This window comes from Devosia sp. MDV22-iso42 (assembly GCF_058629155.1).
Window position 1 is genome coordinate 103,141 of the sequence record NZ_JBZVWR010000010.1, and the last position, 15,310, is coordinate 118,450.

12 protein-coding genes are annotated in these 15,310 nt (G+C 66.1%); 11 read left to right on the forward strand and 1 reads right to left on the reverse strand.

The genetic code is table 11. From position 1 onward, the window contains the following. The first annotated feature begins 35 nt into the window (after positions 1 to 35). From AC4NN3_RS12385 to AC4NN3_RS12415, 7 genes are all read left to right on the forward strand, one after another. Positions 36 to 2,150, forward strand: a complete 2,115-nt coding sequence (locus tag AC4NN3_RS12385) for an ABC transporter permease (RefSeq protein ID WP_491927402.1) — start codon at positions 36 to 38, stop codon at positions 2,148 to 2,150. Continuing rightward, on the forward strand, positions 2,147 to 3,247 hold the full coding sequence (locus tag AC4NN3_RS12390) for an SMP-30/gluconolactonase/LRE family protein (RefSeq protein ID WP_491927403.1): 1,101 nt from the start codon (positions 2,147 to 2,149) through the stop codon (positions 3,245 to 3,247). Before AC4NN3_RS12385 ends, AC4NN3_RS12390 begins: the two co-directional genes overlap by 4 nt. Further along, positions 3,244 to 4,740 (forward strand): sugar ABC transporter ATP-binding protein, encoded by a 1,497-nt coding sequence (locus AC4NN3_RS12395; protein WP_491927404.1) that lies wholly within the window; start codon positions 3,244 to 3,246, stop codon positions 4,738 to 4,740. The genes AC4NN3_RS12390 and AC4NN3_RS12395 overlap by 4 nt, the downstream gene beginning before the upstream one ends. Next, entirely contained in the window at positions 4,740 to 7,397 is a 2,658-nt protein-coding gene (locus AC4NN3_RS12400) for an AMP-binding protein (RefSeq protein WP_491927405.1), read from the forward strand. The genes AC4NN3_RS12395 and AC4NN3_RS12400 overlap by 1 nt, the downstream gene beginning before the upstream one ends. A 98-nt stretch (positions 7,398 to 7,495) precedes the next feature. After that, complete coding sequence (locus AC4NN3_RS12405) at positions 7,496 to 8,389, forward strand: SDR family NAD(P)-dependent oxidoreductase (protein ID WP_491927406.1); 894 nt, start codon at positions 7,496 to 7,498, stop codon at positions 8,387 to 8,389. Position 8,390: 1 nt separating this feature from the next. After that, positions 8,391 to 9,563, forward strand: coding sequence for an acetyl-CoA C-acyltransferase (locus tag AC4NN3_RS12410; protein ID WP_491927407.1), 1,173 nt, complete (start codon positions 8,391 to 8,393; stop codon positions 9,561 to 9,563). Between the two features lies 1 nt (position 9,564). Continuing rightward, on the forward strand, positions 9,565 to 10,065 hold the full coding sequence (locus tag AC4NN3_RS12415; protein WP_491927408.1) for a MaoC family dehydratase: 501 nt from the start codon (positions 9,565 to 9,567) through the stop codon (positions 10,063 to 10,065). A gap of 184 nt (positions 10,066 to 10,249) precedes the next feature. On the opposite strand, the gene AC4NN3_RS12420 is transcribed toward AC4NN3_RS12415, so the two are convergent. Further along, on the reverse strand, positions 10,250 to 11,218 hold the full coding sequence (locus AC4NN3_RS12420) for a LysR family transcriptional regulator (protein WP_491927409.1): 969 nt from the start codon (positions 11,216 to 11,218) through the stop codon (positions 10,250 to 10,252). Positions 11,219 to 11,356: 138 nt separating this feature from the next. Here AC4NN3_RS12420 and AC4NN3_RS12425 point away from each other — a divergent pair, with 138 nt between their 5' ends. From AC4NN3_RS12425 to araD1, 4 genes are all read left to right on the forward strand, one after another. Continuing rightward, positions 11,357 to 11,869, forward strand: coding sequence for a TRAP transporter small permease (locus AC4NN3_RS12425; protein ID WP_491927410.1), 513 nt, complete (start codon positions 11,357 to 11,359; stop codon positions 11,867 to 11,869). Then, positions 11,866 to 13,143, forward strand: coding sequence for a TRAP transporter large permease (locus tag AC4NN3_RS12430; protein ID WP_491927411.1), 1,278 nt, complete (start codon positions 11,866 to 11,868; stop codon positions 13,141 to 13,143). The genes AC4NN3_RS12425 and AC4NN3_RS12430 overlap by 4 nt, the downstream gene beginning before the upstream one ends. A gap of 26 nt (positions 13,144 to 13,169) precedes the next feature. Then, positions 13,170 to 14,159, forward strand: coding sequence for a TRAP transporter substrate-binding protein (locus AC4NN3_RS12435; RefSeq protein ID WP_491927412.1), 990 nt, complete (start codon positions 13,170 to 13,172; stop codon positions 14,157 to 14,159). A gap of 90 nt (positions 14,160 to 14,249) precedes the next feature. Continuing rightward, a complete protein-coding gene (gene araD1 / locus AC4NN3_RS12440) occupies positions 14,250 to 15,245 on the forward strand; it encodes an AraD1 family protein (RefSeq protein ID WP_491927413.1) in 996 nt (331 codons plus the stop codon). Positions 15,246 to 15,310 lie beyond the last annotated feature (65 nt).

Consider the following 15,310-nt stretch of genomic DNA (forward strand, 5'->3'; position numbering starts at 1 on the left):
GCCTCTCCTCATCCTCCAGAACCGTGCAGGACCTCATGGCCGTTTCAGACCGGATCGTACGCTGGCGCTACCGCCTGGTGCCCGATCATCTTCTCGGTGAAATCCTCAGCAAGCGCTGGGTAGACAACGCCATCCCCGTGCTGATCCTGCTGATCGTCGCTGCCGTGATCGGCACGCTGATCCCGGGATTTTTCGGCGCCGCCAGCGTGTCGGACCTGACGCGCCAGGGCGGCGAATTCAGCCTGATCGTGCTCGCGCTGATGATCGTCATGGTTGCCGGCGGCATCGATCTGAGCGTCGGCTCGACCTTTGCGCTGGGCAATATCGTCGCGCTGGCCCTGCTCAACGTCGCCGGCTGGCCCGTCGGCGCCGTCATTGTCACCACGCTGGCCTGCGGCGCGGCCGTCGGCCTGGTGAACGGCATCCTGGTCGGCTATCTGCGCCTGCGCGCCTTTCTGACAACGCTGGTGACGCTCATCATCGTCCGGGCGATCGTGGACATGCTGCTGCTGCGCTATTCGGTGGCGATCGCCGCCGTATTCCCCGATTCCGAGCTTTGGTATTTCTTCGGCGAGGGCAGCGTGCTGGGCGTGCCGTTCAGCGTCATCGTCGCGCTCACCATCGCCGTCGGCGCCCATATCGTGCTCAGCCGCACCCGCCTTGGCTGGCATGTGCTGGCGGTTGGCGGCTCGCGCCGGTCGGCCCACAATGTCGGTATCCGCGTGCGGCGCGTCATCTGCCTGACCTATGTCGTGTCGGGAACACTTGCCGCGCTGTCGGGCGCGCTCATTGCCTCCCGGCTGGGCGGCGCCGGCGCCGATACCGGCGTCGGCCTCGAAATTACCGCGCTGACCGCAGCGGTGCTGGGCGGCAACAGTCTGGGCGGCGGTCGTGGCTCGGCCGCCAAGGCGATCATCGGCTCGATCATCGTGGTCATCATGGTCAATGGCCTCGTCCGTCTCGGGATCACCCGCGGCGGCAGTTCGCTGCTGCTTGGCCTGGTGCTGCTGGCAGCAGTGGCCATCGACGTGCGTTGGCTCAAGAACCGGCTGAAATTTCTCTCCAACGTCTATGTGTCGCCCGCCTATGCCCAACTGCCACCGGCGCCCTCGACCGCGGAGGGCTCCGTCTATGCCCTCAATGACCGGCTGCAGCCGGTGGAGGCGATCGGGCTCGACCGCATCGACGGCCCCGAGGACGTCATCCTCGACGCGGACGACAACATCTATGTCGGCAACCGCACCGGCGACATCGTCCGTTTCCTCGCGCCCGACTATGGGCAGCAGGAGGTCTTCGCCCATGTCGGCGGCCGGCCCTTGGGCATGGCCTTTGCCCGTGACGGGGCTTTGCTGTGCTGCATTGGGGGCATGGGCCTCTATCGCATCAGGCCCGACCGCACCATCGAGAAGCTGACCGATGAAACCAGCCGCTCCTTGCTCTCCATCATCGACGATTCCCGCCTGCGGCTCGCCGACGATCTCGACATTGCGCCCGATGGCCGCGTCTTCTTCAGCGAGGCGACCATCCGCTACGAGATGCATGAATGGCCGGTGGACTGCCTGGAATCGCGCGGCAATGGCCGCATCATCTGCTTTGATCCAAACACCGGCACGACCCGGACGGTGATGAAGAACCTGGTTTTCCCCAATGGCATCTGCATGATGCATGACGGGCAATCGTTCCTGTTCGCCGAAACCTGGGCCTGCCGCGTCAGCCGCTACTGGTTCGATGGTCCTAGACAGGGAACGGTGGAAATCGTCCTGGCCGACCTGCCGGGCTATCCCGACAATATCAACCGTGCCTCGGATGGCACCTATTGGCTGGCCCTGGTCGGCATGCGCACGCCCGCGCTCGATCTGGCGCTGAAAATGCCCGGCTTCCGGCGGCGCATGGCGCAGCGCATCGCGCCCGACGAGTGGATGTTCCCCAATATCAATACCGGCTGCATTGTCCGCTTCGACGATGCCGGACGCATCATCGAGACCCTCTGGGATCGCGGCGGCGACAACCATCCGATGATCACCTCCATGCGCGAGCACAAGGGTTACCTCTATATCGGCGGCATCCTCAACAACCGGGTCGGCCGCCTCAAGCTGGCCGACATGGACGAGAGCTGGACCGGCCAGAAATCCTATTGGGGGCAACAATGATCGCCAGCCTGGTGCGCGCCTATAACAACCTGCTTGGCCGGGGCGACGCGGCCGTCACCGTGCCGCCACTCGATGGTCCCTTGCGGCCCAACCGGCTGCTCGATACGGCACCGTCACGCCAAGCCATAGAGGCCGTCGACAGCCTGGTCAGCCAGGGCGGCGTGCTGCTGGCTGCGGCCGGCAACCGCCTTCTGGCGCTTGGCGCCGACGGACAATGGCGCGAACGGGGCCGCTATGGCCGGGACACTGCCGGCCTGGCGGCGGTCGGCAGCGACGGCCTGGCCATTGCCTTTGCCGATGGCGAGATCGTCATCGAGGGCGGCGCCTTTGCCGGGCGGGCCTATCGGGCGGACGCGCAGGTCACCTGCATCACCGCCCTCGTCGCCACGCCCGATTGCCTCTATGTCGCCAATGGCTCAGCGACAACCGCCGCCGCCGAATGGCAGCGCGATCTCCTCGAGCGCAATGCCACAGGCAGCATCTGGCGCATCGACCTGAAGAGCGGCACGTCCACGCGCCTTGCCGGTGACCTGGCCTGGCCTGCCGGCCTGGCCCTCGATGCCGGCAGCCTGGTCTTTTCCGAAGCCTGGCGACATCGCCTCGTCCGGCTCGATCAAGCCCTTCCGGGCCGGCTGGAGACTCTGCAGGCCGATCTGCCCGCCTATCCGGGCCGTCTTGCCCCAGCCGCGGATGGCTACTGGCTGGCACTGTTCGCGCCGCGCAGCCAGCTGGTGGAATTCGTGCTGCGCGAACCCACCTATTGCTGGCGCATGATGACCGAGGTGCCGCAGGCATTCTGGGTGGCGCCGCGGCTGCGCTCGGGCAGCAGCTTTTATGAATCGCTGCAGGGCGGCGCCGTCAAGCATCTGGGCATGGTCAAGCCCTGGGCGCCCACCAGGTCGGCTGGGCTCTGCGTAAAGCTGGACGCAACATTCCGGCCGCGCAGCAGCCTGCAGAGCCGCGCCGACGGCCGCACACACGGCGTCACCGGCGTGGCCGAGCACGGGGGGCAGCTGTTCGTGGCGGCGCGCGGCGACGGCGTCGTCGTGGCGCTGCCGCTGGCGGACATGCAGCCAGGCACGGGAGACGCGCCATGACGCCCATCGCCGAAGCCCGCAATGTCTCCAAGGACTACCGGGGCGCCCTTGCCGTCAGCAATGTCTCCTTTACGCTGCGGCGCGGCGAGGTGCACGCCCTGCTGGGCGAGAACGGCGCCGGCAAATCGACGCTGACCAAGATGTTGGCCGGCGTGGTCCGACCCAGCAGCGGCGAAATCTGGCTCAATGGCGAAAAGGTCGACCTGGCCTCGCCCTCGGCGGCGCTGCAGCGCGGCGTGGCCATGGTCTATCAGGAAACCAGCCTGGTGCCGTCGCTGACCGTTGCCCAGAACATCAATCTGACGGACGCCAAGCGTTTCCATCGGCTGCGCGGCATCTACATTGCCGGCCAGCAATTCCTGCAATCGCTCAATTTCCACGTTGACCCGACCGCGCTGGTCTCAGGGCTCGGTGCCGGCCAGAAGCAGATGGTGGAAATTGCCCGCGCCGTGCACCACAATGCCAAGGTCATCATCTTCGACGAGCCCACGGCAACGCTGACGCCGGAAGAAAAGCACCAGTTCTTCTCCCTGGTGCAGCGGCTCAAGCTGCGCGGCGTCTCGATGATCTTCATCTCGCACGCGCTAGAAGAGGCCCTGGCCGTGGCCGACCGCATCACCGTCATGCGCGATGGCGAACATGTGGTGACCGACGCTGCATCGGCGTTTGACCGCGAGAAGATCGTGCGGGCCATGGTGGGCCGCACGCTCAGCGGCGAACTCTATGGTTCGTACAAGGATCGCCAATTGCGCCCCTCGGGCGAGAAGGTGCTGAGCGTGCAGAACCTGTCGATGGGCACTGTGGTGCGCAACACCTCGTTCTCGATCTTTGCCGGGCAGATCACCGCCGTATTCGGCCTGATCGGTTCGGGCCGCACCGAGGCGGCAAAGGTGGTTGCCGGCGCGCTGAAGCGCAATCTCTTCCATGGCGGCCAGGTGCGGCTCAATGGAAGGCCGGTGCGTTACCGCGTGCCGCGCCCCGCCGTGCGGGACGGCATCATCTATGTCACCGAAGACCGCAAGGTCGAAGGCTTCTTCGAGACCATGTCGATCGCCGAGAATATCTATCTGGCCGCCATGGCGGGTGGGCAGACCAGGTCGGCCACGGTCAGCATGACCGAGATGCGCAGCCTTGCCCAAGAATGGATGACCGCGCTCAATGTGCGGGCGATCAATGCCGATGCGCGGGTCATCGAACTGTCGGGCGGCAACCAGCAGAAGGTGGTCGTTGCCAAGGCGCTGGTACAGAGGCCCAAGCTGATCATCTTCGACGAGCCCACCCGCGGCGTCGATGTCGGCGCCATCGCCGAGATCCATCAGCTGATCAACCGGCTGGCGGACGAGGGCGTCGCCGTCATGGTGATCTCGTCCTATCTGCCCGAGGTCCTGCAGCTGTCCGACCGCATTCTCGTGTGCCGGCAGGGCCGTATCGTCGAGGAGTTCGAAACCCATCATGCCGACGAGCAGACCATCATGTATGCGGCGGTCCACTGATGGAACGCGCGCTCACAATGACCGGACCGGCGGCCGAAATCCGCACCATCGAGGACATCGTTGCGCTCGAGCAGCGTCCCTATGACGAGCTGGTGCCGGCCCGCAACCTCTATGACCTGCTGCTGGCGACGGCGCAGCGCGTTGGCGACCGCCAGGCCCTGACCGTGCTGCGCTCGCCCGATCCGGCCGATATCGGCATTTCGCTCACCCACCGCGAACTGCTGGCCGAAACCACCCGCGCGGCGAACATGTTCAGCGCGCTCGGCCTGCGCCAGGGCCAGGGCGTCGCGGCCTTCCTCACGCCCACCCTGCCCGAGCTGCCAGCACTGCTGCTGGGGGCGCAGGTGGCGGGCGTAGCCAGCGCGCTGAACTATCTGCTCAGCCGCGAGGCCATCATCGACCTGCTCAATGCCGAACAGGCGACGATCCTCGTCCTGCCGTCGCCCGAACTGGACCAGACCTGCTGGAGCAAGGCGGAAGGCATTTTCGAGCAGGTGGCGAGCCTGCAACATGTCATCGTCATCGGCGAGCTTGCAGAACCGCGCTCCGGATACCGCAGCCTCGACGTGTCCCTGCAGGGTTGTCGGGGCGACGGACTGGACGTCGCGCCGTCACAGGACCGCGACACAATATGCGCGCTGTTTCATACCGGCGGCACCACCGGACGGCCCAAGCTGGTGCCGCTCAGCCATGGCAACCAGATCCACGGCGCCTTCGGCTTCGGCCAGGTCTTTGCCTATGACGAGCATGATGTCGCCATCAACGGCTTTCCCTTCTTTCATGTCGGCGGCACCATGACGGTCGGCCTGGCGGTGCTGTCGGCCGGCGGGCATGTGGTCATTCCCGCGCCCAATGGTTTCCGCTCGCCGGCGGTGGTCGACAATTTCTGGCGCCTGGTGGAAAGATTCCGCCTCACCGTGATCGGCGGGGTGCCCACCGCCATTGCCGCCATCACCAATAGCTGGACGCCGGGCACCGACATCTCTTCGGTGCGGCTGGCGCTGACCGGCGGCGCCAGCCTGCCCGCGGCGGTGGGCGCGCGCTTTGAAGCCACGACCGGCATTGTGCTGCGCGAGACCTATGGCATGACCGAGACGGCGGCTGCCATCGCCTTCACCCCGGCGCTGGGCGAACGGGTGCGGGGCAGTGTCGGGCTGCGCTCGCCATTCTCGCAGACCCGCATCGCCCGGCTGGGCGCCGATGGCGAGCTGTGCGCCGCCAATGAAAGCGGCGCGGTGCAGGTGCGCGGCCCGCAGGTCTTTGCCGGCTATGTCGATCCGGCCCATAATGTCGGCATTATCGATGCCGATGGCTGGCTGACGACCGGCGATGTCGGCTATCTGAGCGAGGACGGGCGGCTGGTGCTGACCGGTCGCGAGAAGGACCTCATCATCCGCAGCGGTCACAATATCGATCCGGCCGCCATCGAGGATGTCGCCAACCAGTTCCCCGGCGTGCAGATCAGCGCAGCGGTTGGCATGCCGGACCAGTATGCCGGCGAAGTGCCCGTGCTGTTCGTGGTGCCGGCGCCCGGGGCCGAGATCGATGTCGACGGGCTCAAGGCCTATGTCGAGGCCAGGATAAACGAGCCGCCGGCCCGTCCGCGCAGCATCCTGCTCATCGACGCCCTGCCGGTCACGGCCGTGGGCAAGATTTTCAAGCCGGACCTGCGCGACCTGGCCATCAAGGAAAAGGTGCGGCTGGAACTCGAGCCGATCTGCGACCCCGGACAGTCCAGCCAAATCGATGTGTCGTTAGACGGGCAGAAGCGCACCCTGGTCGAGATCGGTCTTGCCGGTGCCACCCCCGATCAACTGGCCCGGCTTGAGGCGGCGCTGAAGCCCCTGCCACAAGTCTATACCCTGCGCCGGTTGGATGGGAGCAACGGCGACCCGGTACGCCTCGATGTCGATGCGGGCGTGGCCACGCTCACCCTCGATCGCCCCGACAATCTCAACGCTGCCTCGCAGGCGATGATGCGCTCGCTGGAGCGCCGGCTGCGGGCCGTGCGGGACCTGCCCGGGCTGCGCGCGGTCATCATCACCGGCACGGGCCGCGCCTTTTGCGCCGGTGGCGACCTCAAGGAATTCGCGGAGATGCTCGAGACTGGCGGCACGGCGCTCATCGAGACGCTGCGCTACAATCAGGGCGTCATCCAGATGCTGGAAGATCTGCCGGTACCGGTGATCGGCGCCGCCAATGGCATTGCCGTGGCCGGGGGCCTCGAAATCCTGCTGTGCTGCGACATCGTGCTGGCCGCCGAGCATGCCCGGATCGGCGATGGCCACACCCGGCATGGCATAGTGCCGGCGGGCGGGTCCACCGTGCGGCTTGCCGAACGCATCGGTCCGTCGCGCGCGGCGCAACTACTCTATACCGGCGACCTGCTGGACGCCGCGACGCTCAGGGACTGGGGGCTGATCAATGAGGTGGCGCCGGGCACCCAGCTCATGGATCGGGCGCGCGACCTGGCCCGCCGCATCTGCCAGGCCAGTCCCGAGGTCAACCGCCACATCAAGGCGCTGACGGGGCACCGGTCCGCTGCCCGGGCTGAGCGCATCCAGGCCGAACTCGACCGCTTCACCCGGCATCTGGGCGGCGCCGATCTTGCCAGGGGCCTTGCAGCATTCCGCAGCAAGCAGCCGCCTGTGTTCTAGTGGCCCAGGCAGGCCGCTGAATCAACTGGCAGGCGGCGCGGGCCGGCTGCGTCAATCGTCAGACGACATGTCCGGTTCGCCGGCAGGGAGGAATTGCAGTGATCGATCTATCGGGACGCGTGGCCGTGATTACCGGCGCCGGTGCCGGACTGGGGCGGGAGCATGCCCTGCTGCTGGCCCGACGTGGCGCCAGGGTCGTCGTCAATGATGTCGGCCAGGCAGCCGCCGAGGCGGTTGCCGACGAAATTCGCCAGGCCGGGGGCACGGCCGCAGGCTTTGCCGCCTCGGTGACTGACCATGACGCGGTCACGGCCATGATGGACGAGACCATAAGACGCTGGGGACAGGTCGATATCCTGGTCAACAATGCCGGCATCCTGCGCGACAGGAGCTTTGCCAAGATGGACTTGGCCGATTTCCGCCTGGTGCTGGACGTGCACCTGATGGGCTCGGTCAACTGCACCAAGGCCGTGTGGGAGCATATGCGGCAGCGCCATTACGGCCGCATTGTCTTTACCACCTCGTCCTCGGGCCTGTTCGGCAATTTCGGCCAGTCCAATTACGGAGCTGCCAAGATGGCGCTGGTCGGCCTGATGCAGACGCTGTCGCTCGAAGGCGCCAAATATGACATCCGCGTCAACTGCATTGCCCCCAGCGCGGCAACGCAGATGCTCGATGGTCTGCTGCCGCCCGAAGAACTTGAGCGGCTCCATCCCAGCCTGGTCAGCCCGGCCGTGCTGGTGCTGGCCGCAGACGATGCTCCGAACCGCACCATCCTGTGCGCCGGCGCCGGCTCCTTCGAGACCGCCCATATCGCTCTCACCCAGGGCGTCTATCTGGGGGCCGGTGACGACGTGCCCGAACAGATCGTCGCCGCCTGGGAGACCATCGTCGACCGCGCCGATGACCTGCTGCCCGATGGCGGCATGCGACAGGGCGAGCACGAGCTGCGCAGTGCCGGCTTTGTCCGGCTAGCCAAACAGGGGCAGTGACATGCGCGAGGCGGTGATCGTCTCCACGGCCCGGACGCCGATCGGCCGGGCCTACAGGGGCAGCTTCAATGCCACCCCGGCGTCGACGCTGGCCGCCTATGCGCTGCGGGCCGCGGTGGAACGGGCCCATATCGATCCGCTGCAGCTTGACGACTGCATTCTCGGCTGCGCCCTGCCGCAGGGGTCGCAGCATACGATCGGCCGCAATGCCGCCCTGCGTGCCGGCCTGCCGGTCGAGGTCCCGGGCATGACCATGGACCGCCAATGCGCCTCCGGCCTGATGAGCATCGCCACCGCGGCCAAGCAGATCATCGTCGATCGCATGGCGGTGGTGCTGGCCGGCGGGGTGGATTCAATTTCGCTGGTGCAGACGCCCGAGCTGCGCGTGGACATCGACCCCGAGCTCATCGCCATGCATGGCGATGCCTACCTGCCGATGATCGACACGGCCGAGGTGGTCGCCGGGCGTTATGGCATCTCGCGTCAGCGGCAGGATGCCTATGCCCTGCAATCGCAGCAGCGCACCGCCGCCGCCCAGCGCTGCGGGCGTTTCGCCGACGAGATCGTGCCGGTGACCGCCACGCGGCTGGTGGTGGACAGGCAAACCGGCCAAACCACGCCGGAGGTGGTGACGATCACCAGCGATGAGGGCAACCGGCCCGAAACAACCCTCGAAGGGCTCGCTGCGCTCAAGCCGGTCCGGGAAGGCGGCAACATCACGGCCGGCAATGCCAGCCAGCTGTCCGATGGCGCCGCTGCCTGCGTGCTGATGGAGGCCCAGCTGGCGGAAAAGCAGGGGCTTGAGCCGCTGGGCCGCTATGTCGGCATGGCCGTGGCGGGCGTCAGGCCGGACGAGATGGGCATCGGCCCCGTCTATGCCGTCCCCAGGCTGCTCGAGCGCTTCGGCCTTGGCATGGATGATATCGGGCTGTGGGAGCTCAATGAGGCCTTCGCCGTCCAGGTACTCTATTGCCAGGAAAAGCTCGGCATTCCGGACGAACTGCTGAACGTCGATGGCGGCGCCATCTCGATCGGCCACCCCTATGGCATGTCGGGCGCGCGCCTGGTCGGTCACGCCCTCATCGAGGGCCGGCGGCGGCGCGCCAGATATGTCGTGGTCACCATGTGCGTCGGTGGTGGCATGGGCGCGGCCGGACTGTTCGAGGTGCTATAGGATGTCACCGCCGGACATTGCAGCGGCGCGCATGGCTGAACGCGTCGGCGAGGAGGTCGGCGTCTCGGATTGGATCGAGATCAGCCAATCGATGATCGACCAGTTTGCGGATGCAACGATGGACCGGCAGTTCATCCATGTCGATCCTGCGGGCGCCGCCGGGACGGCTTTCGGCGGCACCGTCGCGCATGGCTTTCTGCTGCTCTCGCTGCTCAGCAGGATGTGTTTCGAGGCTTTGCCGGCCATCGAGCACACCGCCATGACCGTCAATTACGGCGTCAACCGGCTTCGGTTCGTCTCACCCGTGCGGGCGGCTGCGCGCGTGCGCGGCCGCTTCGGGCTTGCCGCTGTCGACAGCAAGGCGCCAGACCGGCTGCTGCTGACCTATGATGTCACCATGGAGACCGATGCCGGCCCCAAGCCGGCCCTGGTCGCGCAATGGCTGGTGCTGACCGTACTGCATCCGGCCCGGCCCGCGCCCCTGCGCCCGGAACAGACGTGAGCGACGGCGCGCTGTCACCGCACTGAGATCTGCCGCATGCGGACCTGTCCTCAACGGATCGCTTCCCGTGCGGGACCAGGCGTCGCAGGCAGGTTCTGGTCCATGCGCCAGCACGGTTTCAGTCATCCTGCGCCATCGGTCGTTCGGCAGTTCTACCGCCACCACAGCCTGCCGGGCCTCGGCGTCACGCCGGGATCGCCTCGGCAAGGCCAGGCTGGAACCGCGGTTTGGCCTCGCCACCGCTGAGCTGCTCGATGAACATCCGCATGACCGGGGATTCGGTACGGTCCAGCCTCGTCACCAGCATATAGGGCTCGGAACGGGTGCGCAGGGTCAGTGGCAGCACGCGGATGGCCGCGGACTGGGAGAAGAAATTGCCCACATCGGTGGAGAGCAGCGCCACCATCTGGTGGCTGTGGCGCATCAGCGACATGGTGGCAAAGGCCGAGGTGGTCTCGACCAGATTGTGCGGGAACTGCAGGCCATATTCATTGAACTCGCGCTCCAGCAGGCGCCGCATCGGCATATTGGCCGAGCAGACCACCCAGGGGTAATTGGCCACGTCATCAAGCGTTACGGCGCTGAGATCGGCGCAGGGATGCTGCACGCTGACGGCGATGCACAGCTGCTCGTCCTTGACCTTGACGCTGCGGTACTGCTCGGGACGGTGGCTGACGCTGGTGCGACAGATGGCCATGTCGAGCCGGCCGTCATCAATGAGGTGGAGCAGGCGGGCACTGGTATCCTCGTGGACCTGGACCGACAGCTGGGGCTGTTTCTGCAGCAGCCGGGACAGGGCCTCCATGGCCAGCGGCACCGCGCCCATGATCATGCCGATCGAGAGCCGTCCGCCCACTCCTTCGAGCACCGCCTTCATCTCGTCGCGCAAGTGGGTCATGTCGGTCATCACCAGCCGCGCATAGCGGATGACGCAGTGGCCCAGTTCGTTCGGCTCGAGCCCGCGATGGTTGCGGACGAACAGCTGCTCGCCCATGGCGGCCTCGATTTCCTGCAGGGCCTTGGTGGCGCCTGGCTGGGTCAGGGCGACCGCTTCCGCCGCCTTCTGCACCGAGCCGTGATCGTCGATGGCGATGAGCAGACGGAAGTGACGCAGGCGCAGGCGCGCCGCCATGGCTTCGAGCGTGGGCAACATAGGTATAACTCCTCCTCATACCTTTATCAGAACACATCATTATACACGCTCGCCACCCGCCGCTAGAAAAACCACCATGCACGACATCCGAGAGCCGCCAGCGCAAGGCGAAACCGGCGTGCATGAGGAGGTTACCTGTTGGAGAAGTCCAAATTTTCCGCGTTTCGCTGGATGGAGCATCTGCTCGTCCTGGGCATGGGCATCATGTGCCTGCTGGTGTTCTGGAACGTCGTGCTGCGCTACGGGCTGCGCTCGGGTATTCCCATTTCGGTTGAAATCTCGCGGCTGATCTTTGTCTGGATCATCATGCTGGGCAGCGTCGTGGCGCTGCGCGAAGGTCTGCATATCTCGGTGGACGCGCTGATCACCCGGCTGTCGCCGCGGCTCAGGATAGTGTCCCTGTGGATCGCCCACCTGCTGATGCTGTGGTGCAGCTGGCTGGTCTTCCAGGGCAGCCTGCGCCAGACCCAGATCAACTGGAGCAACCAGATGCCGCTGTCGGGCGTGTCGGTGGGCTGGCTGTATGCCGCCGGCATCGCCGCCGCCCTGTCCTGGGCGCTGATCCTTGTCTTCAATCTCTACTCGTCTGCCCGGGGTGACCACAGCCGGTTGCAGCCCAATGTGCTGCCTGCAGAGGGGGAAGGCCGATGAGCGCGCTGGTCTTTCTCGCCTCGCTCGGCGGGGCCATGGCCATCGGCGTTCCGGTTGCCTTCGCGCTGATGGTCTGCGCCATCGCCATGATGTGGATGCTGGGCATGATGGATCCGCAGATCCTGGCGCAAAAAATGATCGACGGCGCCGACAGCTACCCATTGATGGCCATTCCGTTCTTCATGCTGGCCGGTGAGCTGATGACCGCAGGCGGGCTGTCACGCCGCATCGTCGACGTTGCCATGGCCCTGTTCGGGCATTTGCGCGGCGGGCTGGGTTATGTGGTGATCGGCACCGGCGTGGTGCTGGCGGCCTTGTCCGGCTCGGCCATTGCCGACACCGCCACGCTGGCCATCATGCTGCTTCCCATCATGCTCAAGGCCGGTTATCCGGTCGGCCGGACCGCCGGCCTGATGGCGGCAACCGGCATTATCGCGCCGGTCATTCCGCCCTCCATCGGCTTCGTCGTCCTCGGCGTCACGGCCAATCTCTCCATCGTCAAGCTGTTCCTGGCCGGGATCGTGCCGGGCCTGCTGATGGCCCTGAGCCTGGTGGCGGCCTGGTGGTTCATGGCCCGCCGCGACCAGACCCCGACCCTGCCGCGCCAGAGCCTCAAGCATGTGCTGCGCTCGCTGCGCGACGCGGTCTGGGCGCTGTTTCTGCCCGTCATCATCATTGCCGGGCTGCGCATGGGCGTGTTTACCCCGACCGAAGCCGGCATCGTGGCGGCAGCCTACGCGCTGTTTGTCAGCATGGTCATCTATCGCGAACTGACGCTCAGGGACCTCTATGGCTGCCTGCTGGCATCGGCCAAGCTCACCGCCATCATCATGCTGCTGGTGGCGGCCTCCAGCGTCACCGCCTTCCTGATCACCATCGCCAATGTCCCCGCCCAGGTGATCGGCCTGCTCGGCCCGTTCATGGAGCAGCCCATCCTGCTGATGGCGCTGATGATGCTGGGTGTCTTCATCATCGGCAGCGTGCTCGACTTCACGCCGGCCATCACCATCCTGGTGCCGGTGCTGATGCCGGTGGTCAAGGCGGCGGGCATCGACCCCATCTATTTCGGCGTCGTCTTCATCATCTGCGCCGCCATCGGCATGATCACCCCGCCGGTCGGCGCCGTGCTGAACACGGTCAGCGGCGTCGCCCGCATCCCGCTGGAAAAGGCGGTGGCCGGCGTACTTCCCTTCCTGCTCGCCGAAATTGCCGTGCTGGTCCTGCTGGTGCTGTTTCCCGGCATCGTCACGGGTCCGCTCGAACTCTTCTACTAAGCCAAGCAACAAACCGGAGCAAACCAATGAAACTGACTCACCTGCTTGCTGCCACCGCCTTGGTGCTGGCCGCGGCCAGCCTGCCTGCCGCGGCCCAGACCGCCCGTATCGGCTATGTGCCGGTCGAGGAACATCCCGTCGGCCAGGGCGTCAACAAATTCGTCGAACTGGTCGCCGAAAAGACCGGAGGCCGCGTCGAGCTGCAGAAATTCGGCAATGGCACGCTGGGCAATGAGCCACAGATGCAGTCCTCGCTGCAGGGCGGGATCCTCGAAGTCATGGTCGGCCCCACCTCCAACCTCGTCGGCTCGATCCCCGAATTCCTGATCTTTGACCTGCCGTTCTTCTACCCCGACTTCGCGGCGGTGGATAAGGTCATGGACGGCCGGGTCGGCGATGCGCTGTTCGCCAAGCTCGACGCGCTGGGCATGGTGGGCCTCGCCTATTGGGACAATGGCTTCCGCCACATGACCAATGCCGTGCGCCCGATCAATTCGGTCGATGACGTGGCCGGGCTCAATATCCGCGTGATCCCCAACCCGCTGTTCATCTCGACCTTTACCGCGCTGGGCGCCAATCCGGTGCCCCTGCCCTATCCCGAGCTGTTCACCGCGCTTGAAACCCGCGCCGTGGATGCCCAGGAAACCCCGGTCGGGTTGATCTATTCCAGTCGCTTTTATGAAGTGCAGGATCATCTGGCCCTGACCGGCCACGTCTATACGCCCTATCTGCTGCTCGCCAGCAAGACCTGGTTCAGCAGCCTCTCGGCCGAGGATCAGGCCTTGGTGATGGAGGCCGCCCATGAATCGGCCGTCTACCAGCGCGAGCTTTCGCGTTCGGACGCGGACCGTCTTGTCGGCCTGCTCGAGCAGGAGGGTATGGCAGTGACGCGCCTGTCCGACACCGAAATGGCCCGCATGCGCGAGACCGTGGCGCCCGTGGTCGCGGAATTCACCGAGACCATCGGCGCCGAGCTGATCGCCCAGGCGCGCGAAGACATGGGCACCGCCGACTAAAGCGGCCCGGACGGGAGGCGGATGACCGCCTCCCCACTGGGGCGGCCATTGCGCGCCGCCCTCTTTTGACACAGATAGCGGAGACTTTTCATGCGGCTGATTCAGTTCGAGCCCACCGATGGCGCGCGCGCCGTCGGCGTGGTTGACGGCAACGCCATTCTCACCCTCAACGGCACGGCCACGGTACGCCAGCTCGCGCTCGACGCCATTGCTGCCGGTCGCTCGCTGGCCGAGGAGGTCAACAGGCGCGGCACGGGCGAGGCGCATGACTATGACGGGCTGCTGGCGGCAGGGCGCGTCTTGCCGCCGCTCGACCACGAGGATCCTGCCCATTGCGTGATCGCCGGCACCGGCCTGACCCATACGGGCAGCGCTGCGGCGCGCAGCCAGATGCATGCCAAGATTGCCGGCGCCGAGGCCGAACTCAACGATTCCATGCGCGTCTTCAAATGGGGGGTCGAGGGCGGCAAGCCGGCAGCCGGCCAGGCCGGCGTGCAGCCGGAATGGTTCTACAAGGGCGATGGCTCGATCGTCTCGCGGCCGGGCCAGGCGCTGCCCATGCCCGATTTTGCCGAGGATTCCGGCGAAGAGCCTGAAGTGGTCGGCCTTTACGTCATCGCCCCCGATGGCGCACCCTGGCGCGTCGGCTTCGCGGTGGGCAACGAGACCACCGACCACGTTACCGAAAAGAAGAACTACCTCTATCTCGCCCATGCCAAGCTGCGCTTCTGCGCCTATGGCCCGGAGCTCTTCATCGGCGAGCTGCCCGCCAACCTCGTGGGCACCGTGCGCATCCTGCGCGACGGCAAGACGCTGTGGGAAAAGTCATTCCCCACCGGCGAGGACAATATGTGTCACTCCCTGGCCAATCTCGAATACCATCACTTCAAATACGACCAGTTCCTGCGCCCCGGCGATGTGCATGTGCAGTTCATGGGCACCTCGGTGGCCTCGTTCGGCGACGGCATCAAGACCCAGGTCGGCGACGTGTTTGAAATCGGCATCCCCGAATTCGGCCGGCCACTGCGCAATGCCATTGCACTGGTCCCCTCGCGGAACGGGCTGCAGCCGATCAGGTCGCTGTGACCAAAGCGGCCCCGCATCGCCTGGCGCGGGGCCAGCCGCAGGACTTCATGGCCGCCTTGCTGCCA

What these genes read in the sequence shown, in the direction of transcription:
- AC4NN3_RS12385 (WP_491927402.1), top strand. Translation starts at nt 36, where the DNA reads ATGGCCGTTTCAGACCGGATCGTACGCTGGCGCTACCGCCTGGTGCCC.
- AC4NN3_RS12390 (WP_491927403.1), top strand. Translation starts at nt 2,147, where the DNA reads ATGATCGCCAGCCTGGTGCGCGCCTATAACAACCTGCTTGGCCGGGGC.
- AC4NN3_RS12395 (WP_491927404.1), top strand. Translation starts at nt 3,244, where the DNA reads ATGACGCCCATCGCCGAAGCCCGCAATGTCTCCAAGGACTACCGGGGC.
- AC4NN3_RS12400 (WP_491927405.1), top strand. Translation starts at nt 4,740, where the DNA reads ATGGAACGCGCGCTCACAATGACCGGACCGGCGGCCGAAATCCGCACC.
- AC4NN3_RS12410 (WP_491927407.1), top strand. Translation starts at nt 8,391, where the DNA reads ATGCGCGAGGCGGTGATCGTCTCCACGGCCCGGACGCCGATCGGCCGG.
- AC4NN3_RS12415 (WP_491927408.1), top strand. Translation starts at nt 9,565, where the DNA reads ATGTCACCGCCGGACATTGCAGCGGCGCGCATGGCTGAACGCGTCGGC.
- AC4NN3_RS12420 (WP_491927409.1), bottom strand. Translation starts at nt 11,218, where the DNA reads ATGTTGCCCACGCTCGAAGCCATGGCGGCGCGCCTGCGCCTGCGTCAC.
- AC4NN3_RS12430 (WP_491927411.1), top strand. Translation starts at nt 11,866, where the DNA reads ATGAGCGCGCTGGTCTTTCTCGCCTCGCTCGGCGGGGCCATGGCCATC.
- AC4NN3_RS12435 (WP_491927412.1), top strand. Translation starts at nt 13,170, where the DNA reads ATGAAACTGACTCACCTGCTTGCTGCCACCGCCTTGGTGCTGGCCGCG.
- araD1 (WP_491927413.1), top strand. Translation starts at nt 14,250, where the DNA reads ATGCGGCTGATTCAGTTCGAGCCCACCGATGGCGCGCGCGCCGTCGGC.